At 67.2% G+C, this 26019-nt stretch carries 29 protein-coding genes and 1 tRNA gene; 22 read left to right on the top strand and 8 right to left on the bottom strand.

All coding sequences use genetic code 11. The features are described from left to right. Positions 1-47 precede the first annotated feature (47 nt). The 8 genes from OJA40_RS06070 (at position 48) to OJA40_RS06040 (ending at position 7984) form a co-directional block, all read left to right on the top strand. The gene (locus tag OJA40_RS06070) at positions 48-962 is read left to right on the top strand and encodes a CPBP family intramembrane glutamic endopeptidase (RefSeq protein ID WP_208425700.1); all 915 of its coding nucleotides are present in this window, start codon (positions 48-50) and stop codon (positions 960-962) included. Positions 963-1178: 216 nt separating this feature from the next. Further along, on the top strand, positions 1179-2693 hold the full coding sequence (locus OJA40_RS06065) for a DUF5687 family protein (protein ID WP_263810127.1): 1515 nt from the start codon (positions 1179-1181) through the stop codon (positions 2691-2693). A gap of 158 nt (positions 2694-2851) precedes the next feature. After that, positions 2852-3580 carry an ATP-binding cassette domain-containing protein gene (locus OJA40_RS06060; protein WP_208425699.1) on the top strand — a complete coding sequence of 243 codons (729 nt, stop codon included), beginning with the start codon at positions 2852-2854 and terminating at the stop codon, positions 3578-3580. 47 nt (positions 3581-3627) lie between these two features. Then, positions 3628-5136: a DUF5687 family protein gene (locus tag OJA40_RS06055; RefSeq protein ID WP_208425698.1), complete on the top strand. Its 1509-nt coding sequence runs from the start codon at positions 3628-3630 to the stop codon at positions 5134-5136. A 59-nt stretch (positions 5137-5195) separates the two neighbouring features. Beyond that, a complete protein-coding gene (locus tag OJA40_RS06050) occupies positions 5196-6671 on the top strand; it encodes a DUF5687 family protein (protein WP_208425697.1) in 1476 nt (491 codons plus the stop codon). 16 nt (positions 6672-6687) lie between these two features. Continuing rightward, complete coding sequence (locus OJA40_RS06045; protein WP_208425696.1) at positions 6688-7086, top strand: CHY zinc finger protein; 399 nt, start codon at positions 6688-6690, stop codon at positions 7084-7086. A 204-nt stretch (positions 7087-7290) separates the two neighbouring features. Beyond that, entirely contained in the window at positions 7291-7572 is a 282-nt protein-coding gene (locus tag OJA40_RS15570; protein ID WP_208425695.1) for an AbrB/MazE/SpoVT family DNA-binding domain-containing protein, read from the top strand. Continuing rightward, positions 7562-7984 (top strand): PIN domain-containing protein, encoded by a 423-nt coding sequence (locus OJA40_RS06040; RefSeq protein ID WP_208425694.1) that lies wholly within the window; start codon positions 7562-7564, stop codon positions 7982-7984. Before OJA40_RS15570 ends, OJA40_RS06040 begins: the two co-directional genes overlap by 11 nt. A gap of 44 nt (positions 7985-8028) precedes the next feature. On the opposite strand, the gene OJA40_RS06035 is transcribed toward OJA40_RS06040, so the two are convergent. Next, entirely contained in the window at positions 8029-9552 is a 1524-nt protein-coding gene (locus OJA40_RS06035) for an ABC transporter permease/substrate-binding protein (RefSeq protein WP_263810124.1), read from the bottom strand. A 15-nt stretch (positions 9553-9567) separates the two neighbouring features. Further along, a complete protein-coding gene (locus OJA40_RS06030) occupies positions 9568-10323 on the bottom strand; it encodes an ATP-binding cassette domain-containing protein (RefSeq protein ID WP_208425692.1) in 756 nt (251 codons plus the stop codon). 133 nt (positions 10324-10456) lie between these two features. Between OJA40_RS06030 and OJA40_RS06025 the strand changes: the two genes are divergently transcribed. Then, positions 10457-10529: transfer RNA gene (locus OJA40_RS06025), tRNA-Thr, on the top strand. 90 nt (positions 10530-10619) lie between these two features. Here OJA40_RS06025 and OJA40_RS06020 read toward each other — a convergent pair. The 4 genes from OJA40_RS06020 to OJA40_RS06005 form a co-directional block, all read right to left on the bottom strand. Beyond that, positions 10620-10841: an Lrp/AsnC family transcriptional regulator gene (locus OJA40_RS06020; RefSeq protein ID WP_263792435.1), complete on the bottom strand. Its 222-nt coding sequence runs from the start codon at positions 10839-10841 to the stop codon at positions 10620-10622. 30 nt (positions 10842-10871) lie between these two features. Then, on the bottom strand, positions 10872-11300 hold the full coding sequence (locus tag OJA40_RS06015) for a SpoIIAA family protein (RefSeq protein WP_263792436.1): 429 nt from the start codon (positions 11298-11300) through the stop codon (positions 10872-10874). Positions 11301-11893: 593 nt separating this feature from the next. Continuing rightward, positions 11894-12466: a hypothetical protein gene (locus OJA40_RS06010; RefSeq protein ID WP_208425689.1), complete on the bottom strand. Its 573-nt coding sequence runs from the start codon at positions 12464-12466 to the stop codon at positions 11894-11896. A 224-nt stretch (positions 12467-12690) separates the two neighbouring features. Beyond that, complete coding sequence (locus OJA40_RS06005) at positions 12691-13404, bottom strand: hypothetical protein (RefSeq protein ID WP_208425688.1); 714 nt, start codon at positions 13402-13404, stop codon at positions 12691-12693. A gap of 160 nt (positions 13405-13564) precedes the next feature. Here OJA40_RS06005 and OJA40_RS06000 point away from each other — a divergent pair, with 160 nt between their 5' ends. The 13 genes from OJA40_RS06000 (at position 13565) to OJA40_RS05940 (ending at position 23811) form a co-directional block, all read left to right on the top strand. Next, a complete protein-coding gene (locus OJA40_RS06000; protein WP_208425687.1) occupies positions 13565-13903 on the top strand; it encodes an ArsR/SmtB family transcription factor in 339 nt (112 codons plus the stop codon). A 5-nt stretch (positions 13904-13908) separates the two neighbouring features. Then, positions 13909-14721 (top strand): arsenite methyltransferase, encoded by an 813-nt coding sequence (arsM, locus tag OJA40_RS05995; protein WP_208425686.1) that lies wholly within the window; start codon positions 13909-13911, stop codon positions 14719-14721. A gap of 47 nt (positions 14722-14768) precedes the next feature. After that, positions 14769-15929, top strand: a complete 1161-nt coding sequence (gene arsB, locus OJA40_RS05990; RefSeq protein ID WP_263792441.1) for an ACR3 family arsenite efflux transporter — start codon at positions 14769-14771, stop codon at positions 15927-15929. A 281-nt stretch (positions 15930-16210) separates the two neighbouring features. Next, entirely contained in the window at positions 16211-16525 is a 315-nt protein-coding gene (locus OJA40_RS05985) for a CC/Se motif family (seleno)protein (RefSeq protein ID WP_263807972.1), read from the top strand. Between the two features lie 24 nt (positions 16526-16549). Then, on the top strand, positions 16550-16978 hold the full coding sequence (locus OJA40_RS05980; protein ID WP_263807973.1) for an arsenate reductase ArsC: 429 nt from the start codon (positions 16550-16552) through the stop codon (positions 16976-16978). A 15-nt stretch (positions 16979-16993) separates the two neighbouring features. After that, entirely contained in the window at positions 16994-17440 is a 447-nt protein-coding gene (arsN2, locus tag OJA40_RS05975; RefSeq protein WP_263807974.1) for an arsenic resistance N-acetyltransferase ArsN2, read from the top strand. A gap of 204 nt (positions 17441-17644) precedes the next feature. Continuing rightward, positions 17645-18046 carry a fluoride efflux transporter CrcB gene (gene crcB, locus OJA40_RS05970; protein ID WP_208425683.1) on the top strand — a complete coding sequence of 134 codons (402 nt, stop codon included), beginning with the start codon at positions 17645-17647 and terminating at the stop codon, positions 18044-18046. An 81-nt stretch (positions 18047-18127) separates the two neighbouring features. After that, on the top strand, positions 18128-18589 hold the full coding sequence (locus tag OJA40_RS05965; RefSeq protein ID WP_208425682.1) for a DoxX family protein: 462 nt from the start codon (positions 18128-18130) through the stop codon (positions 18587-18589). Between the two features lie 49 nt (positions 18590-18638). Next, positions 18639-19319, top strand: coding sequence for an ABC transporter ATP-binding protein (locus tag OJA40_RS05960; RefSeq protein WP_208425681.1), 681 nt, complete (start codon positions 18639-18641; stop codon positions 19317-19319). A 67-nt stretch (positions 19320-19386) separates the two neighbouring features. After that, the gene (locus OJA40_RS05955) at positions 19387-20193 is read left to right on the top strand and encodes an ABC transporter permease (RefSeq protein ID WP_208425680.1); all 807 of its coding nucleotides are present in this window, start codon (positions 19387-19389) and stop codon (positions 20191-20193) included. Between the two features lie 113 nt (positions 20194-20306). Continuing rightward, the gene (locus OJA40_RS05950) at positions 20307-21788 is read left to right on the top strand and encodes an alkaline phosphatase (RefSeq protein WP_263807975.1); all 1482 of its coding nucleotides are present in this window, start codon (positions 20307-20309) and stop codon (positions 21786-21788) included. A gap of 205 nt (positions 21789-21993) precedes the next feature. Then, positions 21994-22221, top strand: a complete 228-nt coding sequence (locus OJA40_RS05945) for a cold-shock protein (protein ID WP_011405166.1) — start codon at positions 21994-21996, stop codon at positions 22219-22221. 168 nt (positions 22222-22389) lie between these two features. Further along, complete coding sequence (locus tag OJA40_RS05940; protein WP_208425679.1) at positions 22390-23811, top strand: amidohydrolase family protein; 1422 nt, start codon at positions 22390-22392, stop codon at positions 23809-23811. A 38-nt stretch (positions 23812-23849) separates the two neighbouring features. On the opposite strand, the gene OJA40_RS05935 is transcribed toward OJA40_RS05940, so the two are convergent. Both OJA40_RS05935 and OJA40_RS05930 read right to left on the bottom strand, forming a co-directional pair. Next, positions 23850-24671 (bottom strand): DUF3108 domain-containing protein, encoded by an 822-nt coding sequence (locus OJA40_RS05935; protein WP_208425678.1) that lies wholly within the window; start codon positions 24669-24671, stop codon positions 23850-23852. A 155-nt stretch (positions 24672-24826) separates the two neighbouring features. Then, positions 24827-25822, bottom strand: coding sequence for a TlpA family protein disulfide reductase (locus OJA40_RS05930; protein WP_263810123.1), 996 nt, complete (start codon positions 25820-25822; stop codon positions 24827-24829). Positions 25823-26019: the final 197 nt, after the last annotated feature.

The following is a 26019-nucleotide window of genomic DNA, read 5'->3' as shown; positions in this document are numbered from 1 at the left end:
CCATTCTGTCGCACGACGCGTCCGCACACGTTCGTCCACTTCGGCCGATGGGTCCGCTTTCCAACGATTCGTCCGCGTCTGCTCCGGCATCCACATCCGACACAGCGCTCGACCGCATCCGCGTGCGCCACCTCGCCCTCTGGGCCGTGTGCGCGCTGTTCGGGGCGGCGGGATTGCTGATCGCCTCTGGGCTTGAGGTGGGGCCCGACATTTCGGAAAGAATGCTCGGGATGGGGCTCATCGGGGGCACGACGGTCGGGTGGCTCGGCCAGGCCCTGTGGAGGCAGGGCCTGGACCTGTCCGCCCTCTTCGGCCCGCTTCCGTCGTCCCCGTCGGCGTGGGGGACTGTCCTCGTCGGCGTTCTGGCGCTCGACCTCTTCAACAGCGCCGAGTTTCACCTGCTCGTGCCGTGGCTGGAGCAGGTGGCCCCCCGGCTGGCCGACCGGTACGTGATGAACGCCGTGGAGACGCCCACGGGAACGAGAGAGTATCTTCGACTGATTGGGTCGGTTGTCATTGCGGCCCCATTCGTAGAGGAGGTCCTCTTTCGGGGCGTCGTGTATCAGCGTTGGGCGTACGCCTGGAACCGCCCGGCCCTCGCGCTGGGGGCCGCCGCGGTGCCGTTTGCGCTGCTGCACGGCCACGTCCTCGGCGCGTTTGTCTTTGCGGGGGTGACCACGCTTCTCTACGTGCACACCCGCAGCCTCTGGGCCCCCATCGCGATGCATGCGTTGGGGAACGCGAATGCCTTGTTTGGGGGCCTGCCGGTGGAGGCCGGCTTCGAACTCATCACGGGCGGGGCGGGCGATGGCGTCTTCGGGGGTGTCTCCCTGGTCGCCTCGGGCGTCCTTCTCGTCGGGCTCCTCGGGCGCTGCGGCGGGGCGCTCTACGAACCGCTCCCGTACGTCGAGCATGAGGATGAGCGACGAGCGGCACCGGCGGCGCCGTCCCGGAAGCCGTAGTGCACGCAAGACCGCCGTGGGTGTCCTCGGGTGTCTCCGTCGAGCATTGTTGCAGCGTCTGAGGGCGACCTGAAAAGCGAGCGGCCGCGAGATGACCCCACGTCTGACGCTGGGAACAGGTCGACACTGAGGCGAGAAAGAGGTGGGGGCGGGCGCCGCGTCGTGCTGGTCTACCGTCCGGCCGTTCGAGTTCTCCCCGGTCACGTGTGATCCGCCATGCCGCTCTGGTCCCTGCTTCGCCACCGCCTCCACGCCTTCGTGCGCGTTCCGTTCGTAGGGCGGCGGGGCCTCTCGCTCATCCTGGGCGGCTTCCTGGCTCTGTATCTGGGGGGCGGGCTCGTTCTGCTGGGAATCGTGTTCGACGATCTGGTGCGGGAGGCGGCGCCGGGCGCCGATCCGTTGCTCGTGGCGAGCCGGGGGCTGCTGCCGTTCGCCCTCGCCTACGCCGCGGTGCGTGTGTTTGTGGAGTCGGGGATCGGGGCGGAGTTGCGGCCCTACCTGCCGCTGCCCGTCCGCCGGTCCGGCCTTGTGGCTGTGCTGGCGGCACTGTCCCTCTTCAGCCTCTGGAACGCGGTGCCGCTGGCGTTTGTGGCGACGGTCTGCGTGGAGGCCGCGCTGGACGGGGCCCTGGGGCCTGCGCTCCGGTTTGGACTCGTGGGGGCGGGCGTGCTGGTGGCCGTGACCTACACAGTGCCGATGCTGCGGCGGGGCGTGTCGGCACGGCCCGTCCTCGCCGCCGTGGGCCTGTTTCTCTTGGTGGCGAGCGCCGGACTCGAATGGGTCAATGTGGCGGGCGGGGTTGCGTCGCTGCTCGACGTGTCGGGGTGGCTCTTCGGTGGGGCGGTGCAGGGACGGCTCCTGCCCGCCTCGGCCGCAGGGATCGGCCTCGTCGGCATCGTGGGCGGATACGCGCGCTGGCTCCGGCGGGCGATGGTCGTGGACCAGAACCGGCGCTCGGGGACGGCGAGACGAACGAGCGATGGGCTCGATTGGCTCGCGCGGCGCGGGCCCGTCTGGCGAGAAGCCGTTTTGGAGGCACGGCTCCTGCTCCGCAACGCCCAGACCCGCTGGACGTTCTTTACGGCGCTCTTCTTTGTTCTGGTCATTTCTGGATTTGCCGTCTTTCCGATCGAGGTGGCAGATTTGCGGGCGGCCCCGCCCCTAGAACTGATCAACATAACGCTCTTCCCGGGCCTGTTCGCAACGGGGGTGTTCGCGATTTACCACGGCCAGAACCTCTTCAGCTACGAAGGCACGGGCGTGGAGGCCTGCATGGCCCGCCCCGTCTCTGCCCGTCATCGCATGGGCGGAAAGTTGCTGTTTCTGGAGGGGGGAACCCTCTTTTGCTTCCTGATCCCGCTTCCGACCTTGCTTCTGTCGCAGAATCCGTTTCTGATCGTGCACACCACGTTTTTCCTGTACAACGCCGGGGTCGTGGTGCCCGCCATAATTGCCGGCGCCACCTTTAACCGCAAGGCCCTCGCGGTGGATGAGCAGACGTTCATGCAAACCAACTTCTCCGGCGGACGCGTGGCCGTTACGTTTCCGCTGTTCGTCGTTCCTTTCCTGTTTCTGTTCTCGTTCGACCGCCTGGTCCTCCAATTTGGTGGGGTGGCCGCACTCGGACTCCTTTCGCTGCTTGCACTGCCGGTCTGGCTGCGCGGCCTTACGCGGCTGTACAACTACAACCGCTACGCCATGCTGCGTGGCTTCCGGGCGTCGGGGGAGTGATGCGTGAGGCGTGCTGCGTGAGGTCGATTCTTCCGAGACGGAGATATTGAGTGAGGTTGCGTTCAATCCATCTGGGTAGGGAAACGTTGAAACAGTTCTGCACAAATCAATCAAAGCCTGATTCGCCGTACACCCAACAACCGCTCGTTCCTTCAGCGATGAAGCTCACCACCGACACCCTCACGAAGCGCTACGACGAGTTTGAGTTGTCCATCCCCGACCTGACGGTTGAGCGGGGCACGGCCCTCGGCCTCGTCGGCAACAACGGGGCGGGCAAGACCACCTTCCTCCGCCTCGTCCTCGACCTGATCCGGGCCGACGCGGGCACCGTGGAACTCGACGGCGACGACGTGGCCGACGCGTTCGACTGGAAGGAGCGCACCGGCTCCTACCTCGGCCCCTCGTTCCTGATCGACTTCCTGACGCCGGACGAGTACTGGCACTTCGTGGGCCAGACCTACGACCTGAGCGAGGCGACCGTGAACGAGCGACTGGCCGCGTTCGACGACTTCTACGTGGACGAGCCGATTGGGGAGACGACCAAGTACATCCGCGACCTCTCGACCGGCAACAAGAACAAGGCGGGCCTCGTCGCCGCGCTGCTGCCACAGCCGGACCTGCTCGTGTTCGACGAGCCGTTCGCCAGCCTCGACCCGCGGTCGCAAATCCAACTCAAGGAGCTGCTGCAGGCGCGCCGCGGGGACACGACGATGCTCGTCTCCAGCCACGACCTCGGGCACGTCACCGACGTGAGCGACCGGATTGCCATCCTGGAGGGCGGGGAGATCGTGCGCGACGAGCCGACCGATCCGGACACGCTGGAGGACCTGACGACCTACTTCGCGGAGGCGATTCGGCCGAAGGAGACCGAGGCCGCCGACGCGTAGGGCCGGAGCCTCTGATTCGTCCGTGCCGATAGGCCCACTCCCTCGATATGCGTGCACTTCGGATCCTCCTGCGGCACCGCGTGACGCGCTGGCTGCGCGACCCGACGTGGGGCACCGGCACGGTGGCCGGCCAAGTCGTGCTGGTCGGCCTCTTGTTGCTCCTGATGGCGCCCCTGGGGCTGGGCAGCTACGTGCTGAGCGACGTGCTGCGGGAGCTCTTCCCGGAGGCCGATGGGCAGGCGCTCATCAACGGGGGAATGCTCTACCTGATGCCTGCTCTGATGGCGAGCCGTTTCCTTCTGCAGTCGCCCCCGTCGGAGCAGGTGGCGTCCTACGCGGCGCTCCCGGTGTCGCGGAGGGGCCTGCTCAATGGGCAGGCGCTTCTGTCGCTGTTGTCGGTGCACACGGTGTTTGCCGTCGTGCTGGTGGTCCCCGTGTGGGCGGCAGAGGTCGTGACGGCGTGGTCGCCGGGCGCGGCGGGCGCGTGGCTCGCCACGGCGCTGCTGCTGACGGTGGTGCTCGCGAGCCACGGGGCCATCCTTCTTCATCTGTTACTGGGATGGCGGCCACGGGGCCTCGCGGGTGTGATCGCACTGGTTGTTGGGCTCTTCTCGGTGGACGCTACCCTGGGCCCCGATCTGTTCCGGGCCGCGTCTCGGGTCATCTTTGGCCGTCCGCTGGTGGGGCTCGCGTGTACTGCCTTCCTAGCGACTGGGCTGCATGTCGGACTCCTCCGTGCCCTGCAGACACGACTGGAGGTGGACCGGCGGACGATGCGTCGGCGGGACGGGCCCTCGTGGTGGGAGCAGGCGCTCTGCCGCTGGGCCGAACGGACGCTGCCGGCGGGGCGCCTCGTGGCGCTGGAGCTACGACAGATGCTCCGGACGCGAAGGATGCGGGGAATCGCCCTGATAGGGATCATCTGCGCGGTGCTGTTCTACGGAATTGGGGTTTCCGAGCTCGTGCTGAAAGGCGCGATCGGCTTCAATGGGATCCTGTACATCGCGTTTTTTGGAATTGGGTGGCCATCCTTTACCGTCGGAAGTGCAATCTACGGGATCTCGGCGGGGCACGTCGATGGCCTGTTCACCCGTCCACATTCGTTCTCGAAGGTCGTGACGTCCAAGCTGGCTCTGCTTTGGACGGGACTGCTTCCCGGAAGCCTGCTCCTGCCTGCGCTGGCGCCCTGGATTCGGCCCGACTACGCGGTGTTTCTTCTGGGCTGTACCCTGTACTGGTGGGGCGTGGGCACTCCCGCCATCGCATACGTCGGGCCCCGCTTCCGGACGCCGGTCGACACGTCTGCGTCAAGCGCTTCGATGGCCATGACTGAATCCTCAAGAGGGCTGATATTGCTTCCGATCCCCTTCGGCTTGTTGGTGGGAACGATTGCGGCGTACGCGACGGGCGGCTGGCTGCTTGTCGCGGCGGTACTGGGCGGCGCCGGACTCGCTGGGCTCGGCGTGGTTGCGTGGACGCTGCGCCCCTTCTCACGTCAGCTGAACCAACACCGGCACGCGATGCTGGAAGGCTTCCGCGAGAACGAGCCGATCTGAGACGAGAACAGAAACGAAGAGGTCCCTGCCGACGCGTCCCGCCATGGAGCTGATTCATCATGACGCTTCTTGACGTCCTCCGCCACCAGTGGCATCAACGGACTCGCTCGCCGACCTTCGGACGCAGCCTGATTGGGGGGCTGCTCCTCCTGCTGGCGGCCGCGTACTTTGGGTCCCTCTTTGTGGCGGTCGGCTGGTTTTTCCCGGAGATTGTAGCGGAGGTGGCACCGGGGCAAGATCCGCTGCGGTTGCTCAATGAGTTTCTGCTGTACGGCGCGGTGGGGCTCGTCCCGATGCGCTTCTTCCTGCAGCGGTCCGCCGGAACCGACGTGCGCCCGTATCTGCCTCTGCCCCTCCGCCGCGCACAGGTGGTGCGCATCCTGCAGGTGCTCTCGTCGCTCAGCCTGCTGAATCTGCTGCCGGTCGTCGTCCTCGCGTCGCTCTGGGGGCGCACGGTGCTGCCGGCCACCTCGGCGATGGGGGCGGCCTTTTGGGCCATCGGAGCGCTCCTGCTGGTGGCGACCACGCAGTTCCTGAACGGCCTCCTGCGGGCCGTGTGGGACCGACACGCCGGGCTCGTGCTCGGCGCGGCGGGGCTGGTCGCGGTCCTGGTGGTGGGCAGTAACTGGATGAGGACGGGTGTACTGCGGGCGGCCTCGGCGTGGCGCTTCGGGGGGCTGGCGGCGGGGCGGATCCTTCCGCTGATCGTACTTATCGCTGGAACGGCTGCCCTAGCCGGGGCGGCCCACCGGATGCTTCGGCGTCGGCTCTACAGCGTGTTGGGGGATGCGGACTCCCCCCGCACGCAGTCCACGGGGCTCCTCCAAGGGATAGGGCACGGACAGGGCCGCGTCGTGTCGCTGGCGCTGCTGGATCTGAAGCTCATCCTGCGCAACAAGCGGCCGCGGCAAATGCTCGGCGCTGGCCTCTTGGTCATCGGGCCGTTTCTCCTGATTTTGCTGCTCGGGGAGAAGATACCCCCGATGAATGAGGTGATCTTCGGCTTTCTGCTGAGCGGCTATCTGGGCCTCACCTACACGCAGTTCGGCTACGCCTGGCACGGGACTCATTTCGATGGATTCCTCGCCCGAGCGGTGGCGCCGCGATTGCTGGTGCAGGCGCAGTTTGTCACGTTCGTGGGACTGTGTATGGCCCCGCTGATGCTTATCGTGCCGGTCATTGCGGCCGTTCGTCCACAGCTGCTTGCGTCGCTCGGCAGTTTTTTTCTGTACAACGCCGGGGTCACTGCCCCTCTGCTCCTTGTCCTCGGAACGTGGAGCCGCACGGCCTTGAAGCTCGACCAGAGTACGTTCTTCAACTACCAGGGCACGTCCAGCTATCACTTCCTTATGGTGTTGCCAATCATGGGCCTGCCAATTGGGCTCGTGGTGGGGGTAGGACTGTCGTCAACGCTGCTCGTTGCCGCGGGGCTGGGCCTTCTTGGGCTCGTGACGGTACCGCTCTGGACCCGTGGCGTGGGCCGGCTGCTTTGGCGGCAGCGCCACGCCATGGCGATGGGCTTCCGAGATGAATAACCTCTTCTGCGATTCAATGGCCACCAACGACGCTCAATCTGACCGATGGGGGCCGCGGCGCACCACCCGCGCGCCGAATGCGGACCCTCGATTCGACGTGCCCGTCCGCGGCGTCGAGGTGGGGCCCGAAGCCCGCTGTGCGCACTACCACGGCCCGCGCGACCTCATCGCGATCCGCTTCCCGTGCTGCGACGCGTTCTACCCCTGCTTCGCATGCCACGAAGAAACGACGGACCACGAGTCACAGCGATGGCCCATAGATCGGTTTCATACACCAGCGGTCGTGTGCGGGATGTGTCAGGCAGTCCTCACCATTCAGCAGTACCTGGACGCCGAGCACACCTGCCCGTCCTGCGGGGCGGTGTTCAACCCCGGCTGCGCCCGGCACCACGACCGCTACTTTGAGGCCCGCTGAGGATTCCCCGCGGCAACTGCGTTGATTCGGACAGCAGGCCCACCCATCTCCAAGGATGTCGGACGGGGCCGCGGGGATTGAACGCAGGCCTTCTTCTGTCTCCGTTGCCGGTCATTGGCGGCGCGTCGGGAAGGAACCGATCCGATCCTAAACTCGTGAAAACGACTGTCAAGTTCACTTCTGGCTGTCAAAAAATATTTTGCCATGAACACTGCGAAGGTTGGGCGACGGGGACAACTGACGTTGCCGAAAGACATTCGGGAAGAGCTGGACATCGACGAAGGACAACGGGTTGCCTTCGTGAGGCGTGGCGGATCTATCTCATTGCTTCCGCTCAACGAGTCCCTTGCCAACCACTACGGGTCAATTGACGTGGAGGGCCCGCAGGATTTCGACGCCCTCCGCGCGGAGGCCCGTCGCCGGAAGGCGCAAGAGCGCGTTCAAGCGGACGTTTCATCCGAGACGGCTCAGTCCGATGCCCAATAACGCCGACTCCGCACTGGTCGACGCAAACATCTTCCTCCGGTATCTGACGGGAGACATTCCCGAGCAGGCCAGGAAAGCGCGGACGCTTCTGGAGCGGGCGGAGCGCGGGGAAGAGGCCCTCGTGACGACTGCCCTCACCATTGCGGAGATTGTCTGGGTCCTCGAATCGGTTTACGAACTTGATCGGCCGTCCATCCGAGCGAAAGTGGTGGCCATTCTTGGGCTTCCGGGGTTGACCGTCGAGGATCAGAATGTGCTGCTACAGGCCATCGTATGGTACGAAGAGAAGAACGTCGATTTCGCTGATTGCTACATCGCGGCCTGGATGGAGCACCACGGGCTTGAGGAGGTGTACACGTACGACACGGACTTCAATCGATTTGAGGGGCTTACCCCTCTGGAACCTGGATAGTCGAGTCCGGCATCCATCGGGGCCAGGTTGGACCCCGGCGTTCGCTACGACTGCATCGACCGCGGCAGCAGGCCGCGCTCCAGCCCCTCCAGCAGCGCCAGCGCGAGGATCGTGAGCACGGCGGCCGGCACCGTCCCCTCCAGGATAAGCCCCAGGTTGGCCCGCCGGATGCCGGTAAGAATGGGCTGCCCGTAGCCGCCCGCCCCGATGAGGGCCCCGAGCGTGGCCGCGCCGATGTTGATAATGACGGCGATCTTGATGCCGGCCAGGATGGACCGGCCCGCCAGCGGCAGCTCCACCCGCCACAGCTTCGCCGGGGCCGACAGCCCCAGCGCGTCGGCCGACTCCCGCAGGGGCCCCGAAATGCCCTTCAGGCCCGTGTACGTGGTCCACACGATCGGGAGGAGGCTGTAGAGGGTGAGGGCCGTCACGGCGGGCACGCGGCCCAGGCCGAGCGGGGGCACCATCATCGCCAGCAGGGCGAGCGCCGGGATCGTGTAGATGACGCCCACGACGATCAGGACGCCGGGGCCCAGGATCCGCCGCTTCGCGGCCACGACGCCCAGCGGGACGCCGAACAGGATCGCGAGGCCGAGCGAGAGGCCGACGAGCACGAGGTGGTCGGCCGTGTACCGGCGCAGGCGCTCCGCCCGCGTGTCGGTCTCGGCCGTGGCGTTGAGGCCGAGCGATTGATTCAGGAAGTCGGCCGCCACCGTCGCCTCGTCCGTCTGGTCGATGTTGGACCGGGCGTTGAGCCGCTGCATGGTGTCGGCCGGAATCCGGCCGGCGAGGCGCTTGAGGGCCGTGACGGCGGCGGGCGCCCGCGTCGCCAGGTCGCGCCGGTAGAGGAAGAGGGCCTCGTAGGCGGGGAAGTGGTCCCTGTTGTCCTCCAGAACGCGGAGATCGTACTGCTCAATCTTCGCGTCGGTCGAGTAGAGGTCGATCACGTCGATCTCCCCGTTGGCGAGGCCGCGGTAGGCGATGTCGTGGTCCAGCCCCCGGGCCGACTGCGGCAGGTCGTAGGCCCGCCGCAGGGAGGGCCAGCCGTCGGAGCGGTCCATGAACTCGTTCGTGAAGCCGAGCCGGAGGTCGGGGTGGTCTCGCAGGTCGGCGATCGTCTCGATGCCGAGCGCCGCGGCCTGGTCGGCCCGCATGCCGAGGGCGTAGGTGTTGTTGAAGCCGAGCGGCGCGGTCATGGCGATGCCGTAGCGGGCCAGCGTGTCGGCCAGGGCGCCGGGGGCCACGTCCACGTCGGCCAGCAGCTCCTGGCGAAGCGTCCCGGTGTACTCGGGGTACGCGTCGATGTCGCCCCGCCGGAGGGCCTCCCACAGAAAGCGCGAGCCGCCCAGCTCCTCGCGGTGCGTGGCGGTCAGCCCCTCGGCCCGAACCAGGTGCGTCCCCATCCACCCCAGAATGACGTTCTCGGTAAATTTCTTGGAGCCGAGGGCGAGGGTGGAGTCGGTCGCCTGTCCCTGGGCCGGGGCCGCGGTGAGGGACAGGGCGACGAAGACTGAGAGGAGGGCGCTGAAAATCGAGGCTCGGGCAATGGGACTCGCGCTTTGGGGCATGGGGGCGTGCATGGCTTATTCGCGACCCTCAGTCCGCAAATGCTCCAGCGGGGCGCGCTGGGCCTGGATGAAGTCCGTGACGAAGGGGGAGGCCGGGTCGTCGAGGAGGGTGGCCATGGCGCCGCGCTGTTCGATCTGGCCCTCACGGAGAAGGACGATCTGGTCGCCGAAGAACGCGGCCTCGCCGATGTCGTGGGTGACGAAGACGACCGTCTTGCCGAGCCGCCGGAAGATGTCGCGCAGGTCGTCCTGCAGGTCGGCCCGGATCATGGGGTCGAGGGCGCCGAGCGGCTCGTCGAGCAGGAGCACGTCGGGGTCGAGCATGAGGGCGCGCATGAGGCTCACGCGCTGGCGCTGGCCGCCGGAGAGCTCCGTGGGGTACTGCGCGAGGCGGTCCGGGTCGAGCTGGACGAGCCGGGTCAACTCCTCGATGCGGGCGTCGATGCGCTCCCGGGACCAGTCGAGGTGGCGGGCCATGAGGGCGGCGTTGGCCCGGCCCGTGAGGTGGGGGAAGAGGCCGCCCTCCTGGATCACGTACCCCATGCGGCGGCGGAGGGCCTGGGCGGTGGTCGGGGTGAGCCGGTCCCCCGCCACGGTGACCGTGCCGGCGTCCGGGGAGGTCAGCCCCATCACCAGGCGGAGCAGGGTTGACTTGCCGCTGCCGGACGGGCCGATGAGCAGGGTTGTGGCCTCGGACGCGGCGGTCAGGGTGATGTCCTGTACCGCGTAGGCGTCGCCGTAGCGCTTGGTAACGCCGTCGAGTTGAATCATCGAGCGTGGGACCCAGTGTCGAAACGCGTGTCGCTCTCTGGACCGTTAATCGACCGTGAAAGTAGGGGGCGGCCGGGATCTTCCATTACGGGCCGTTCGTGCCTATCCGTCGGGAAAAAGATGCCAGCGCGACGCCAACGTAGCTCAGCTGGTAGAGCAGTCCCCTCGTAAGGGACAGGTCACCGGTTCGAGTCCGGTCGTTGGCTCTTGATGTCTTCACCAGATTGCCGTTGAGGCCCCGTTCTACGTAGCGGGGCCTCTTCTATTTCGATGGGCGGGGCCCTCCCGGCGGCGGTCTACGAATGGGCGCGAACCCACTGATCGCCCGTGCTTGTGCAGCGCACGTGGCGCCCCGATGCGTGCACGAGGTCGTATCGGGCAAGGCGCCGCACGGCGTCCTGCACCGCCCGAGGGCCCGCGCCCACCGCCCGGGCGAGGTCGTACAGGTCGGCAGTGGCCTCGGACTGAACGGCCCGAAGCACGTCGGCCTCGGTGTCGGAGAGGTCGGGGGACGACATCGGGGACGGGTGGGGACAGTCCAACAGGGGCTACTCGTCCTGGTCGGCGAAGGAGGCCTCCGGGTCGGAGGAACTGCCGGGGCCGACGCCGGGCACATCCATGTCGCCCCGGATCCAGTCGAGCGCCTCCTCCTGGTCCGCCGCGTCGTAGGTTCGGATCGTCGACATCGGGAAGAGGGCCTCGGTCTTCTCCAGCCAGCGCTCCCAGGGGGCGTCGCTCACGATGGCCACCTTGTCTACGTCGCTCAGGTGGCGGATGTCGAACGCCAGGTCCTCCCAGCGTTCCTCCGGGGCCCAGTCGTCCACGTCCTCCATCACGAGCAGCACGCGGGTCGTGATGTGGGCCGCGAACTGGTCTTCGAGCGCCGAGGTGAACGCCTCGTAGTCGTCCTCCGTCAGCGTGTCGCTCAGTGTGATGCCGACGAGGTTGGGGTCGGGAAGGTCAAGAAAGTCGTGCATGGGCGGTCGGAGGCGTGAGTGATCAGTCGACGAGGGGTCGGGCCACTCGGGACCGACATAGCACATCGGGGTACGTCGGGCACGACGGACTGTTCAAGGACACTTGCAGAATCTCGGAATTTGTTCGGGGCGGGCGAGGCCGTGCCGACGGCAAAGAAGCCGGCGCCCTGTTCCTCCGCACCCGGTTCGTCGTCGGGAGCGCCCCTGTTGGGGGCCCGCGAACAGAAGACTCGCGAGAAAGAGCCGAAGAAGGGGAGACGGACGTGAGATTCGCATGGTTGTGTGTCCTGGTTCCCACTGCGCGTTCGTGTTGAGAGGAAAAACAACGGTGCGTCATCCTCGTCCGGATGAGCACGCGCGACACCGTACGCGCAGGCGGCGCGTCGATCCGGGGCGTTCGGTGAGCCGCACCACGGATCGACGAGTCGTCACCCGGTCGGTCGTGGTTCTACAGCCCTGACGGGGCGGCGGCCCTACCGGCGGGCGATGATCCAAATGGCGTGGACGAGGCCGGGGACGTTGCACCTACAGAGACGTTGCACCTACAGAGACGTTGCACCTACAGAGACGTTGTGCCTACAGAGACGTTGTGCCTACACAAGCCCGACCACGAGAACGGCGAGCAGGGCGCCCGGCACGAGCAGGCCCGTGGCGACGGTGGCGCCCACGACGAGGAGCAGAAAGCCCGGATTTGCGAATCGGAGCAGCGCGCCGTAGCGGACGAGCAGGGCCCGGTTTTCCAGAAGCACGCCGCGGAGGGCCCAGATGTGCGTTACGATCCCCCACAGGCGGCCGAACAGGCCCGACCCCGATGGGCCCGAGGCCACTGCCTCGGCGGCGTGGGCGGACTGCTCGACGGTGCGGGCCGTCCGGTTGGCCAGCCGGTCCGGGAGGGCCCGCAGGTCGCGGAGGCCCAGGTAGAAAAGAGCAAGGACGGCCGACGGGCCCAAGAGCAACACGAATGTGCCCCCGGCCCCCACGAGGGACGCCAAGCGGCTGCCCACAGGCCACCAGAGGAGGCCCCACAGCAGCAGCCCGGCCCCGGCCGAGGTGCCCGCCAAGGCGCCGGCGGCCGTGGTGAGCCGGGCGGCCAGCGACGCGGCGGCACGGGCCGCCTGCATGAGCCGCCCTTCGTTGCTGGTGTCGGACGGAGACGAGGCCGGCATGCGGGTATCGGGAGAATCCCTGATGGCGTGAATGTGGATGGACCAGTGCAGCCCCCTCATGCCCTCCCAATGGTTGCTCGTGACCCCAACCCAGGCCCGCGCGGCCGCACTGGACGATGAGATCTGCGAACGCAGGCGCCGGAGACGCCCCAGCGGCCGTGGCGACGCAGCGAGACGGGCTCGAAGCGCCGGAAGGAATTCACCCCCCGAGCACGCGACCGGGGTTACCGGTACAGTGGCGCCGACATAAAGGTGAACCCGAGGGTGGCCCACGTGCTCCGTCCGTCGACCGACCCGCCACGCGTGACCGACACGTCCATTTCGATGCGGTCTGGCAGGAGCACGGTGCGCAGCACGGCCTGCAGTGAGGGATCCGAGCGTCCCTCCCCGTACACCTCCCCAATGAGGGTGGCCCGATCGAGGGGAGACCAGTCGAGCCGGGCCCCCCAGGTGAGCTCGTGGGGCCCATTCTCTTCGTTCACCCACCCGACGTTCTGGTAGGCGGTGAGGCCGGCCCCGAGGTCCTGACTAACGACGCCGTACCCGTAGACACTGGCCGGTCGGTCCCGAGGCACGCCGAGCTGGCGGACGCCCACCCCGCCGACGGCCGCCACCCCAATCCGGTGCGCCGACCCTGGGCGAAGAAGCAGTTTTCCCTCCGCGCTGTACTCGACGGTCCGCCGGTCCTCGATCCCGGTCGCGAAAAACGCGGCGCCCGCGGCCAGCTCCAGGGCTGGATGCACCCGTAGGGCCGGGGCCATCCAGGACTCCTCCACGCTGTGCCACGCCTCCAACTGGGCCGCGCCGCGAGGAACGCTCGTCGGGTCGTCGACCAGCACCTGCTGGGCATGAAGCGGGGTCGAGAAGAGTCCCAGGCCGAAACCTCCGAGGAGAAGCAAAAGGCAGATGGGGCGCGGAAGCATGGCTGGGCGGGGCATTCGGAGCGGTGTGCCGTTCACTCGCGACGAAAAACATCGTGGGTCGTTCAGTTCCTCACCGTCTCCCTCGGCGGCATGGCATCGGGAGACGATGCGAAACATCCCCGACTTTTAATCTTATCGTATATCGACGATGAACGATCAAAATGCGTGCTCCCCCATGCCCGCGACCGCCGACGCCGCCTTCACGGACACGGATCGTCGCCTTGCCCAGGCCTTCAAAGCCCTGGGGCACCCGGCCCGTATCGCCATCGTCCGGCTGCTGGCCGAGCGCGACGAGTGCGTCTGCGGCGAAATCGTGGACGACCTGCCGCTCGCCCAGTCGACCGTTTCCCAGCACCTGAAGGCGCTGAAGGAGGTCGGGCTGATTCAGGGGACCATCGAGGGACGGCGGACCTGCTACTGCCTCAACCCGGAGGCGATGCGGGCCCTCAGCGAAGACACGGGTGACTTCTTCGACGCCCTGTCGCTCTCGCAGACCCCTCAACATTGTTGCTAGTGGCCATGACCCGCCCTCACGCTTCCGCCGATGACCTTAAATCGACCGTCCGGGCCAAATACGCGGCCCTTGCGACCGCCGACGACTCCTGTTGCGGACCGTCCGGCTCTGGGGAGGCGGGCCTGGACGTCGACATGAGCGAGGACTACGCCGACGCGATTGCCACGGACGCCGATCTGGACCTCGGCTGCGGGCGCCCCACCGATCATGCGGGTTTGCAGCCGGGCGAGCGTGTGCTCGACCTCGGCTCGGGGGCGGGCATGGACGCCTTCGTGGCGCGTCGCACTGTGGGGCCCGACGGCCACGTCCACGGCGTCGACTTCACCGAAGAGATGGTTGAAAAAGCCCGGGCCAACGCCAACACACTGGACTACGGCAACGTGACCTTCGAGCAGGGGGACATCAAGGCCCTGCCGGTCGAGGGCGGCGCGTTCGATGTCGTTCTGAGCAACTGCGTGCTCAACCTCGTGCCGGACAAGGAGGCCGCGTTCGCCCAGATGCACCGGGCGCTGCGGCCCGGCGGCCGGTTTTCGGTGTCCGATGTCGTGCACGCGGGGGCCCTGCCCGACGGGCTGCGTGAGGCCGCCGAGCTGTACGTGGGCTGCGTGGCCGGGGCGATGGAACGGAACATGTACCGGGGCCGGCTTCGAGAGGCGGGGTTCTCCGACGTGCGCATCGCCACCGAAAAGCCCATCTCGCTGCCAGACGCGCTGCTGGCCGAGCACCTAGACGCCGCCGAACTCGACCGCTTCCGGGCGGGCGACGCCGCCCTGCAGAGCGTCACGGTGGTTGGCCGCCGCCCGGACGCCACGGCGTAGCACGGCCCGTTTTGTCCGATCTGCCTGTTCCGAACCGCCTCGACTTGATGCCCGACCCGACGACCGCTCCCGACGCGACGGACGCTTCCCCCGATCCGTCCGCCAACGGCCACAGCGAGACGGATCCCCCAAACACGTTGGACGCCACCGCCGAGAAGGCGCAGGAGGGGCTCGGGGTGTTCGAACGCTACCTGAGCCTGTGGGTGGCCCTGTGCATTGCCGCCGGCGTGGCGATTGGCCAACTGATCCCGGCCGTGCCCAACGTGCTCGGGGAGATGGAGGTGGCACAGGTCAACCTGCCGATCGCCGTCCTCATCTGGGCGATGATCTACCCGATGATGGTGCAGGTCGACTTCAAAAGCATCCTCGGCGTGCGGCGCCACCCGAAGGGCATCACGGTGACCCTGGTGGTGAACTGGCTCGTCAAGCCGTTTACCATGTTCGGCTTCGCGTGGCTCTTTCTGAAGGGCCTCTTCGGCCCGTTCATCGAGCCGGGACTGGCCAGCGAGTACGTGGCCGGGGCGATCCTGCTGGGGGCGGCCCCCTGCACGGCGATGGTGTTTGTGTGGAGCTACCTGACGGACGGGGATGCGGCCTACACGCTCGTGCAGGTGTCGATCAACGACCTCATCATGCTGGTGGCCTTCGCGCCGATCGTCGCGTTCTTGCTGGGGCTCTCGGACGTCATCGTGCCGTGGGACACGCTGCTGCTGTCGGTGGGCCTCTACATCGTAATTCCGCTGGCGGCGGGCGCCCTGTCCCGCACCTGGATCATCCGGGCGAAGGGAGAGGAGTGGTTCGACGATGTCTTCCTGGAGCGGCTCGGGCCGGTGACGATGGTGGGCCTGCTGCTCACGCTCGTGCTCCTGTTCTCCTTCCAGGGCGAGGTGATTCTCCAGAACCCGCTCCACATCGCCCTGATTGCGGTGCCGCTCGTCGTGCAGACCTTCTTCGTGTTTGCCATCGCCTATGGCTGGGCCTACGGCTGGCGGGTGCCGCACGACGTGGCCGCCCCGGCCGCGATGATTGGGGCCAGCAACTTCTTCGAACTGGCCGTGGCGGCGGCCATCGCGATGTTCGGCGTTGCCTCCGGCGCGGCGCTCGCTACGGTGGTGGGCGTGCTGGTGGAGGTGCCGGTCATGCTGGCCCTCGTCCGGATCGCCAACGCGACACGGTCGCAGTTTGAGCGGCGGACGGCTGCGGCATAGTCCGGTCTCGCTGAATCAAAGGGCCTTCTTTATTCGACGTATTCACCATCACCAGCATTTTGGGATGCCCCTTTTGGATTGATGCAAAAGGGGCTGAAAAGATCAAGGCTATGAAGAAAATGCCTGACATCTGCCTCGGCTTCGCTGAAATTCTTCAAACTTGCTCACTCCGTTCGCTCGGACACTGAAGAATTTACGGACGCTTCGCCTCTGCAGATCTCCGAGCGGCATTTTCTCCAAGGCCGGCGGGCTCTCACACAGCTTACAGTTCAGATTAAGAGGTGCCTGAAATCAAATCCCAGTTAGAGCTATCGATTGACGAGGAGGCGGCGACCTACGCTCGCGAGCAGGGCGGGGTGCTCATGATCCGCCCGAGCCCGCGCCACGGGTGCTGTGGGGGGCGCGTCGACCTGGCGACTGTCGGTACGGAGCCGCCGGCCGACCCCGAGGCCTATCTGGAGACGGAGCAGCAGGGCCTCACGGTGTACGTGCACACAAGCTTCGTGTCGTTGAGTGACACGCCGCTGCACGTGGGCCTCGACCGGCTCTGGCTGTGGTCGTCGCTCTACGTCGAGGGTGCCGCGTCGCAGATGTAGTTCGGTCTCAACCCGGATGCCTCCATGAACACCGTTCTCTTTGTCTGTACCCATAACTCCTCTCGTTCCCAGATGGCCGAGGGGCTGCTCCGGGACCGCCACGGCGACCGCTGCGAGGTCCATAGCGCGGGCACGAATCCCGGCGGCGTGAATCCGTTCGCCGTCGCGGTGATGAAGGAGATCGGCATCGACATTACCGATCACACCTCCGACTCCGTCGACGCCTACGCCGACACATCGCTCGACATCGTGGTCACCGTCTGCGACGACGCGGCGGAGCACTGCCCGTACATCCCCGCGGAGAAGGACAACCTGCACCGCGGCTTCGAGGACCCCTCCGCGGTCGAGGGGGATGACGACAGGAAGCGGGCGGCCTTCCGGCGCATCCGCGATGAACTGGCGGGCTGGATCGACGTGACGTTCGGGCCGAATGGCTCTCTGGCGTCGGAATAGCCTTGCAACAGACCAATGACGATTCAACCAGCCGCGCCTGACGACCTCGATGCCATCCGGGACCTGCTCCGGCGGGCCGACCTGCCGCACGAGGACCTTGGGCCCGCCCACCTGACCCACTTTCTCGCGGCCCGCGACGGGGCGGACATGGTGGGCACCGTGGGGGTGGAGCACTGCGGCACCGCGGCCCTGCTGCGCTCGCTGGCCGTGGCGCCGGAATGCCGGAATGCGGGCCTCGGCGCGCGCCTCATAGACGCAATCGAGCAACACGCTCAGAATGAGGGTGTCCACGCGCTCTACCTGCTCACCACGACGGCCGCAGACTACTTTCGCCGTCGGGGATACGAGACGATGGATCGAGATGGGCTCCCCGAGGCCATTCAGCAGACCGAAGAGGCCGCTCGGCTCTGCCCGGCGAGCGCCACCTGCCTGCAGAAGAGACTCGCGGCGGCCGGCCCCTGAATAGAAACTGTCAAGAACAATGCGGCAGGCTGGCGCTCCCACCGGGGAAACTTGCCGGGCGGACGCCGCTTTCTCCGCGTGTCTGGTAATGGCAATGGAATTTGCCGATAACTGCTCCCGCGCAGCGCCGCACGTCCGAAGCTGGTGACTCCTACCATCTCTCATTCCACGTAGGAGCTCCGTTTTTGACCCCCTGAACACCGTATGATGAAGCTGCTCTGGATCGCCTTTGGCGGAAGCCTCGGTGCCCTGTCTCGGCACGGCCTCTCCGTCCTCGCGCACCGTCTTCTGCCGTCGAATTTTCCGTGGGGCACGCTCGCGGCCAACCTCTCGGGCTGTTTCCTCATCGGGGGGCTGTGGGTCCTCGCCGCTGAGTATTCGTTCTCGCAGGAGGCCCGGCTGTTTGTCTTTACTGGAGGAATCGGGTCGCTGACGACGTTTTCGACCTACGGCCTGGAGAGTCTGATGCTGCTCCGGGAGGGACGAATCGTGGCGGGACTGGGCAATGTGCTGCTCAGCACTGTGCTCGGCCTCGTCCTGGTTGCGATTGGCGCTGGATGTGCCCTTCTTCTGCTGGGGGAACCCGTTGCTGCGTTCGATACATAGGCTCACTGGAAGCAGTGGCCAGAGCACTGGAATTGACTGCGCGGGGCTCCGTCGTACCTGTTTCTTTGTCCGATCTGCGTCATGGTAACGTCCCAGTCCCGTGCGTCGTCGAAGGCTGCGTGGTGGACGCTCCCCCTCGTCCGCCTCATGGTCGGGGCCGTCTTCCTGTCGGAAGGACTCCAGAAGTTTCTGTATCCGACCCTGCGCGGCCCCGGTCGGTTTGCCGACATGGGGGGGCCGGTGCCGGAGGGGGGCGCAGGCCTCGTGGGCGGGACGGAGGTTGTCTGTGGACTGCTCATTCTGATCGGCTTCTACACGCGGCTTGCCGCGGCGGGGACGGCCACGATCATGACGGTGGCGATCATCACGACGAAAATTCCGATCTGGCTGGGCACGGGCTTTGGGCCGTTCGAGGTGCGGACGCTGGGGGAGTACGGTTTCTGGAGCATGGCGCACGCGATGCGGACCGACTGGGCGATGCTGCTCGGCTCGCTCGTGCTGGCGATCGCCGGCGCCGGGCCGTGGGCGGCCGATTCGACGTAGACGACACGGCGTCGCCGCTCGGCGTTCTTCTCGCTGATTTCGATCCGAAATGCCGGAGGCCCCGCCCCTTGCCACGGAGCACCTGACCCGCGTCGTCGACGGCGAGACCCTGGTGGCGGACGTGTCGATCGAGGTGCGGGCGGAGGAGGTGTTCGTCGTCTTCGGGCGGTCCGGCTCCGGCAAGACCTCGCTCCTGCGGCTGCTGAACCGCCTCGATGAGCCGACCGGCGGCACCGTGTACCTCGACGGCACCGACTACCGCACGATCGCCCCGCGCACGCTGCGGCGGCGCGTCGGGTGGGTGCCACAGGATCCGACGCTGATTGACGGCACGGTGGCGGAGAACGTGGCGTGGGGCCCCACGCTGCGGGACGAGCCGGTCGACACGGCGCGCCTCCGTGCGCTGCTCGATCGGCTGGGCCTGTCGGGGTTTGCGGAGCGGGACGCCGACCGGCTGTCGGGCGGGGAGGCCCAGCGCGTGGCCATCGCCCGCACCTTGTTCAACGACCCCGACGTGGTGCTGCTCGACGAGCCAGCCTCCAGCCTCGACGCCGCGGCGGCCGACCGCGTCGAATCGCTCCTGGCGGACGTGATGGCGGCGTACGCCCTCACCGCCGTGCTCGTCACCCACGACGCCGACCGGGCCCGCCGGCTGGGGCACCGCGGGGTGCGCCTGCGTGATGGTGGGGGAGTGGCAACGGGTTCCCTCGACGCTTTGCTTTCTGTATAAGATGCGTTTTTAACGCTCGGGCGGCCAACGTTGAACGTTTGGGCGTGTCGCATGAAACCACACGTCAATGTCTCAGGACCTCCTCAACCACATCCAGGACCCCATCGTCTGGACCGGACTCACCCAGGTGGGGGCGGCGGCCGTGCTGGCGGTCCTCGTGGTGCTGCTGTCCCGCCGGCGCGGCCTGGGGCTGGAGGCGGAGCTGAGCATCGCGTTCGCCCGCGGCTTCGTGCAGATCGTGGCCGTCGGCCTCGTCATTGGGGGGCTGCTGACGGTGCCCGTCGCCTGGAGCGCGCTCATCCTGCTGGGGATGGTGGGCGGGGCCACCTGGATTTCGCGGCAGCGGGGGACGGGGCTGCCGGGCGTCACGCAGGTCTCGTTTCTGGCCATCACGGTGGGGGCGGGCCTGGTGATCGTGACGATGACGGCGGCCGGTGCCATCGAGCCCACGGTGCGCAGCCTCGTGCCGGTGGGCAGCCTCGTCATCGCCAACGCGATGAAGATCAACGGCCTGGCCCTCAACCGCCTCAAGGACGAGCTCCGCGACAAGCGGGCCGAGATTGAGGTGGGGCTCGCGCTCGGGGGGCCGCCCGCGGCCGTGCTGGCCCGGCACCTGCGGACCGGCGTGCGGGCGTCGCTCATCCCCGTGGTCGACTCGCTGAAGAGCCTGGGGTGGGTGTGGATTCCCGGCGTCATGGCCGGAATGATCCTGGGGGGCGAGAATCCCGTCTACGCCGCGCTCTACCAGTTCGTCATCATGGCCATGATCTTCGCCGCGGGCGGCCTCACGAGCATGCTCACGAGCCTCCTGATGGGCCGCCGCGTGATGACGGCAGCCGAGCAGCTGCGGCGGATTGGGGACGACGGGGACTAGAGAAATCATCCTTTGGTAATGCGTCGCCGTCGGCGGGGCAGGGATCTTTGGGCTCTCCGTTGGTTTTCGTATTGTGCCTTCTCGTTTTCCCACCCAAGCCCCCCGCTTCCGTCGTGAGTGACACGTACCACGATCGCCTCGCCGCTGCGTCCGACGACGCGCCCTCCCGCCGCGACTTTTTGAAGACCGGGGCCCTCGGCGCCCTTGCCCTCGGCACCGGCGGCATGGCCGGCACGGCCCGCGGGCAGGCCCGCACCGACGTCTCGAACGTTGAGGCCCCGGGCGACGCCAAGAACGTCATCTTTCTGGTTAGCGACGGCATGAGTGCCGGCACGCTTACGATGGCGGACCTGCACCTCCGGCGGCACGAGGGGCGGCGGTCGAATTGGCTCCGTCTCTACGAGGAGGGCCGCGTGCGGCACGGCCTGATGGACATGGCCGCCGCCAACTCGGTCGTCACCGGTTCCGCGGCGGGGGCCTCCTCTTGGGGCTCGGGCCACCGCGTGTTCAACGAGACGCTCAACATGAGCCAGGACGGGGAGAAGTACCGGACGATCCTCGAGATCTTCCGCGACGCGGGGCGGGGCACGGGCCTCGTCACCACCACCCGCATTACCCACGCCACCCCGGCGGGCTTCGGGATCAACATGCCCGAGCGGTGGAGCGAGGACAAGATTGCGGCGCAGTACCTGGAGCGCGAGTACGATGTGCTCATGGGGGGCGGCGCCCGCCACTTCGATCCCGACCACCGCGGCGACGGGACGGACCTGCACCAGCACTTCGCGGACAAGGGCTACACGGTCGCCCGGTCGAAACAGGACCTGAGCTACTGGGGCCATGACGGGGCGTTCTTGGGCACGTTCTACGACACCCACCTCCCCTACGTCCTCGATCACCAGAACATCCCGTCGCACCAGCAGCAGGTGCCGCGCCTTCCCGAAATGACCGACGCAGCCCTCCAGCGCCTCGACCGGAACGACGACGGGTTCCTCCTTCAGATTGAAGGGGGACGCGTGGACCACGCGGCCCACGAGGACGACACGGGCGGCCTCATCTACGACCAGATCGAGTTCGACCGTGCCATCGGGCGCGTGCTCGAGTTCGTCGAGGGGCGCGACGACACGCTCGTCATCATCACCACCGACCACGGCAACGCCAACCCCGGCATCAACGCCGCCGGCGACCGCTACAACCAGTCGAACCCGATGTTCGACCGGGTCGCGGGCTTCCAGTACACCAACAGCTGGGTCCTCTCGGAGCTCGACGCGAACAGCACCTACCGACAAATACAGGACCGCGTGGAGGAGGCGTGGCAGTTTCCCATCCGCCGCGACGAGGCGGAGCTCCTCCAGGACGCGCTGCGGGGCGAGTACCAGGCGGCCTACCGCGAAAAGAGCGCCCCCGACCTGCTGCTCGGGGCCATCCAGGCCAATTACACGTCCGTCAACTGGCTGGGGGGCGACCACACGTCCGACTACGTGCAGCTGGCCGCCCTGGGCCCGGGCAGCGAAGTGATTGGCTCGTTTACCCGCAACACGGACCTCTTCGACCTGATGGTCGAGTCTGCCGGGGTGCGGGAGTACGCGAGCGGCTGACCGCGGGGCGGTGGGGAAAGAAGGCGACTCCGTGAATACGGAGCACGGGCGTTTCCCTCAGGGAACTGCGAGTGGACTGGCAGGTGTAGCCTTCACATCAAATACGCGTCATCACACAGTGTGACTCTGCCGAGACGGAATTCCCCTCGCTGCCGGGTCGTCACCCAGAGGTGAGGCATTCCAAACATAGATTAGGTATACCTACATGGAAAAGGGTAAGCTTAAGTTTTTCGATACCTCCCGCGGATTCGGCTTCATCGAGCCCCTCGACGGGAGCGAGGACGTTTTCCTCCACGCAAACAACATTTCGGGCATGACCTCCGGCGAAGACCTCCGAGAGGGTCAGACCATTGAGTACGAGACGGAGCAGACGGAGAAGGGCCTCAGCGCCCTCAACGCTGCCCCGGCCGACGAGACCAGTGGTGCGCTGTAACGGCGCCCGAAGCGTCTCGACGGCTTGAGACGCACTGCCATTTGGTAGCAGACGTAGAGGCTCGCTCCGACCTGGAGCGGGCCTTTGCTGTTTGGGGGAACGTTGGCGCCGACGAGATCCGTTCCGTGGCGTGCATGTGTTGTCTGCCCATCGGTCCCCGCCGCCCCCATGACGCCCGTCCGTATCCGCCCACCTGTCGCTCTTTTGTGCATTCTCCTGGTGGGCGGCGTCGGGCTGGAAACGGCCCGGTCCCAGCACACGACGGTTCTCCGCGGGGGACAGCTGTTCGACGCCACGGACACGACCCTCACGGACAATCCGGGCATTGTCGTGCGGGCCGGCAAAATCGTGGACCGGGGCGCGACGTCCCTCGACACGACCGGGGCGCGGCTCGTGCGGCTCGGGCCCGACCACGTCATCCTGCCGGGGCTCGTCGACCTGCACGCGCACTACGCGGTCGACTTCTTTGGGGCGGGGCGCGTGGAGGAGACGGAGGGCTACCCGCTGCTGTACCTCGCCAACGGCGCCACCACCACGTTTACCGCGGGGGAGATGCAGCCGGAAAAGATGCGCCGCGTCCGGCGGGCCATTGAGCGCGGCGACCGGATCGGGCCGCGCATACTCACGTCCGGCCCCTACTTTGGCAAGGCGCGGCCCGGCTGGGACACGACCCGTACGCCCGCCAGCATTCGCCGGGAGGTGGACCGGTGGGCGGCCCGCGGGGTGGAGCACTTCAAGGCGAAGCGGATGCGGGCAGCGCTCCTCCGTGCCCTCATCGATCAGGCGCACCGGCACGGCGCCACCGTGACGGGCCACCTTGGCTCCGGCTATGGGCAGAGCGTCAACCCGCGCACCGCCATCGACATGGGCATCGACCGCGTCGAACACTTCCTGGGCGGCGCCCAGCTGCCCGACACCGCCGGGGCCTACGACGCGCTGCCCACCGCCACGCCCAACGCCCCGGCCTTCGACCGAATCGCGCAGCACTTCCGGGAGCACAACGTCTACTTCGACGCCACCATCTCGGCGTACGGCTACTACGGCACGCGCGAGTCCGACGTCTACGCCGACTGGCCGGACGCCCAGCAGTATTTCACGCCGTACCTGCGGGCCGCGCTCGCGGAAGAGGAGTACCAGGCGCCCGTCCCGCGCTTCCAGCGGATCTTTGAGCTGAAGCTCGACCGCATCAAGGCCTTCTACGAGGCCGGGGGCGGCGACCTCATCACGCTGGGCACCGACCACCCGAGCTGGGGCGAGTACCTGGCGCCCTTCGGCGTGCACCGAGAGCTGCAGGCCTTCGTGCGGGCGGGCATCCCGGAGGCCGCGGCGCTCCGCATCGCCACGATCAACGGGGCGCGGGCCGTCGGGAGGGGCGACCGGCTCGGCACCCTGGCGGTGGGCAAGTGGGCGGACCTGTTCGTCGTGCGCGGGAACCCGCTGGCGGACATCCGAAATACCCGCAACGTCGAGTGGGTGATGGTGCGCGGCGACCTGCACCGGGCGGCGGCCCTTCGGAAGGCGGCCCGCGGCACGGTGGGGCCGGACGATGCAGCGGCGGCGGAGGCCTTCAAGCCGGATCGGGGGCCGTAGGTAGGGGGCATGCGGTTGGGCATGGTTCAGCGACCGTCCTACTTGGCATCCGGGGACGCTTGCATCTCCATCGACGACAGGGTTTGACGGATTGTGCGGGGGCCTTGGCCCGTGGTCACCTCCGTCGCCCACTTGACGTAGTAACGGGGCGCCGTCTTGCGGAGGTGGACGGTGCCGGTGATGTATCCGCCGCCGACGTTCAGGTCGACTACGTAGGTCTCGAACGTGCCGGCGGGCGTCTCGACCGTCTCCGTGCCGGTCACCTCGAATTCGGCCCGCTTCACCGACTGGTCCTGCGGAGAGAAGACTCGGAGCGCCGCCCGGAAGCCGGGCTCCAGCGGCATCGCGCCGAGGGCAACGACGTCGTGAACGCCTCCCGCAAGGGTTGGGCTGTCCAGGTCCTTGCGGATCGGTTTCGACTGGCCCCGGCGCTTCATGGTGCCGGAGGCCTCCATCCCGCCCGCCGTGGAAGGGCCGGTGTAGGCGAGGTCCATCACGACCCGACCGCGGAGGTGCCGCGAGATGGGAAGCAGTGAGGAGCGATCTACGATTAGGGAGTCGGTACGGAGGCCCCCAGGGGTCTCAATCTCGTTTACGAGCGTCCAGGTGTCGGCCCCGCCGGTAGAGGTCGGGGTGAAGGTCTGCGTCGAGGAGAGAGCCCGGGACCGGCCGTCTATTTTCATCGTGGCGTCGTAGGAGAGCGTGGCGGGCGCCAGCTTCGTGCCGTCGATTTTCTCAAATCCGCCCGTGTCGCCCGACGGTCCGTCCGGCCCCTGGGCCGCCGCCGGGACGGTCGCCGCCGCGGAAAGGACGGCCGCGAAGAAAAGCGCAAGAACACATCGGAGGAGCAGTCGGCTCATGGCGAGGTGGGAAGAAGAGGAGAGTGCGTGAAGGGTGTTTGCTCGGCCTCCGGTGCAGAAACCGGTGAGGGAGGACATGCCAGGGGCATCACGGGCGTGCCCGGCACGTGCCACGTCCGTGTCAAGGCAAGCCCTCGGGGCCCTAAACGGCCGGTCTACAGGGACGAGTTCGATTCCTGTCCGCTGGTGTCTTCTGAGTCGGCGCCTTCCGAAGGGGCGTTTTCCGAGCCGGGATCCTGAGCCAGGACCTCCGAGATCGCCCGGGCCATTTTCTTCCCGCTCCCGACCCCGCGGTGTACGCGCAGAATTTGCCCGTCGGGCCCGACCAAAATGGTTGCCGGGAGTCCCCGGATGTCGAACCGGTCCCGCAGCTTCTTCTGCAGGTCGCTTCCCTTCGGCACGAAGGCGTGGTCCCAGGGCATCTCCCACTTGTGGGCCCGAAATTGCTTTACGGCCTTTCGGGTGTCCCGCAATGCAACGCTGAGGATGGTGAAGTCCTCTCCGCCGTGCGTCCGATAGGCCTCGTGAAGGTGTGGCATCGCCCGGATGCAAGGCCCGCACCACGTGCCCCAGATATCGATCAGGACGGTCTGGCCTTCGAAATCGCGCTTCGTATAGGGGGCCGTCGGGGCTGAGAGGGCCGGAATCTCGAAGTCCGGGAGCGGCTTTCCGGCCTGGATCTGACTGTCAGGATCAAAAAGGCGCCGGGCCTTCGTGGCGTAGTGGGCGTCCTCGTGGCCGTCGGTGAGGCGCCTGTAGAACTGGTCTTGTGTCTCTCCCCGCTCGGCGGCGGCGGCGACCTGAAGCCCCCCGAAGAGAAACTCCGCCCGCACCGCCGGATCGGGGTGTCGGGTTCCCGCCTCGCGGAGAAACATCAGCACCGAGTCGGACCAGGCGCGGGGATAGGCCACGCGGCCAATCTGAAAGGCGGCCCTGGCCGCCGCGAAGCGTTTGGTGGAGTCCTGGAGCCGCGTCCAGTGGCGAGAGGTCGGGCCGAGCTTCGCCCGCAGAAGCCGCCGCGCCTGCGCCGCGTCGTCGGGGGCAAGCACGGTCCCGGCCACCCGAACTGTATCCTGTGACTGGACGGGAGCCGGGCGGGCCCCTCCCGCCAGAAGCGCCAGGCCGACCGCCAGAAGCAGGACGGGATGCATCGTGGAGACGCGAGCACTTGTGCCGGGCCCATCTGCACCCGAACCGAAAGAACGCATGACTGAACCGGTCGACACGTTCGAGAGAATCCGCACCTCAGAGGAGCTCACTACGCAGGTGCTTTCCGGAGGGCTTTCGCCGGAGCATTTCCCATTGGGGCACCGATTCAGATCGGCTGGTCGGCCTACGGGTTCGGGGC

The organism is Salinibacter pepae, assembly GCF_947077775.1.
In the GTDB taxonomy this organism is placed as follows: domain Bacteria; phylum Bacteroidota; class Rhodothermia; order Rhodothermales; family Salinibacteraceae; genus Salinibacter; species Salinibacter pepae.
Note: the sequence above shows the minus strand (reverse complement) of the source record. Positions and strands in the feature narration are given on the sequence as shown.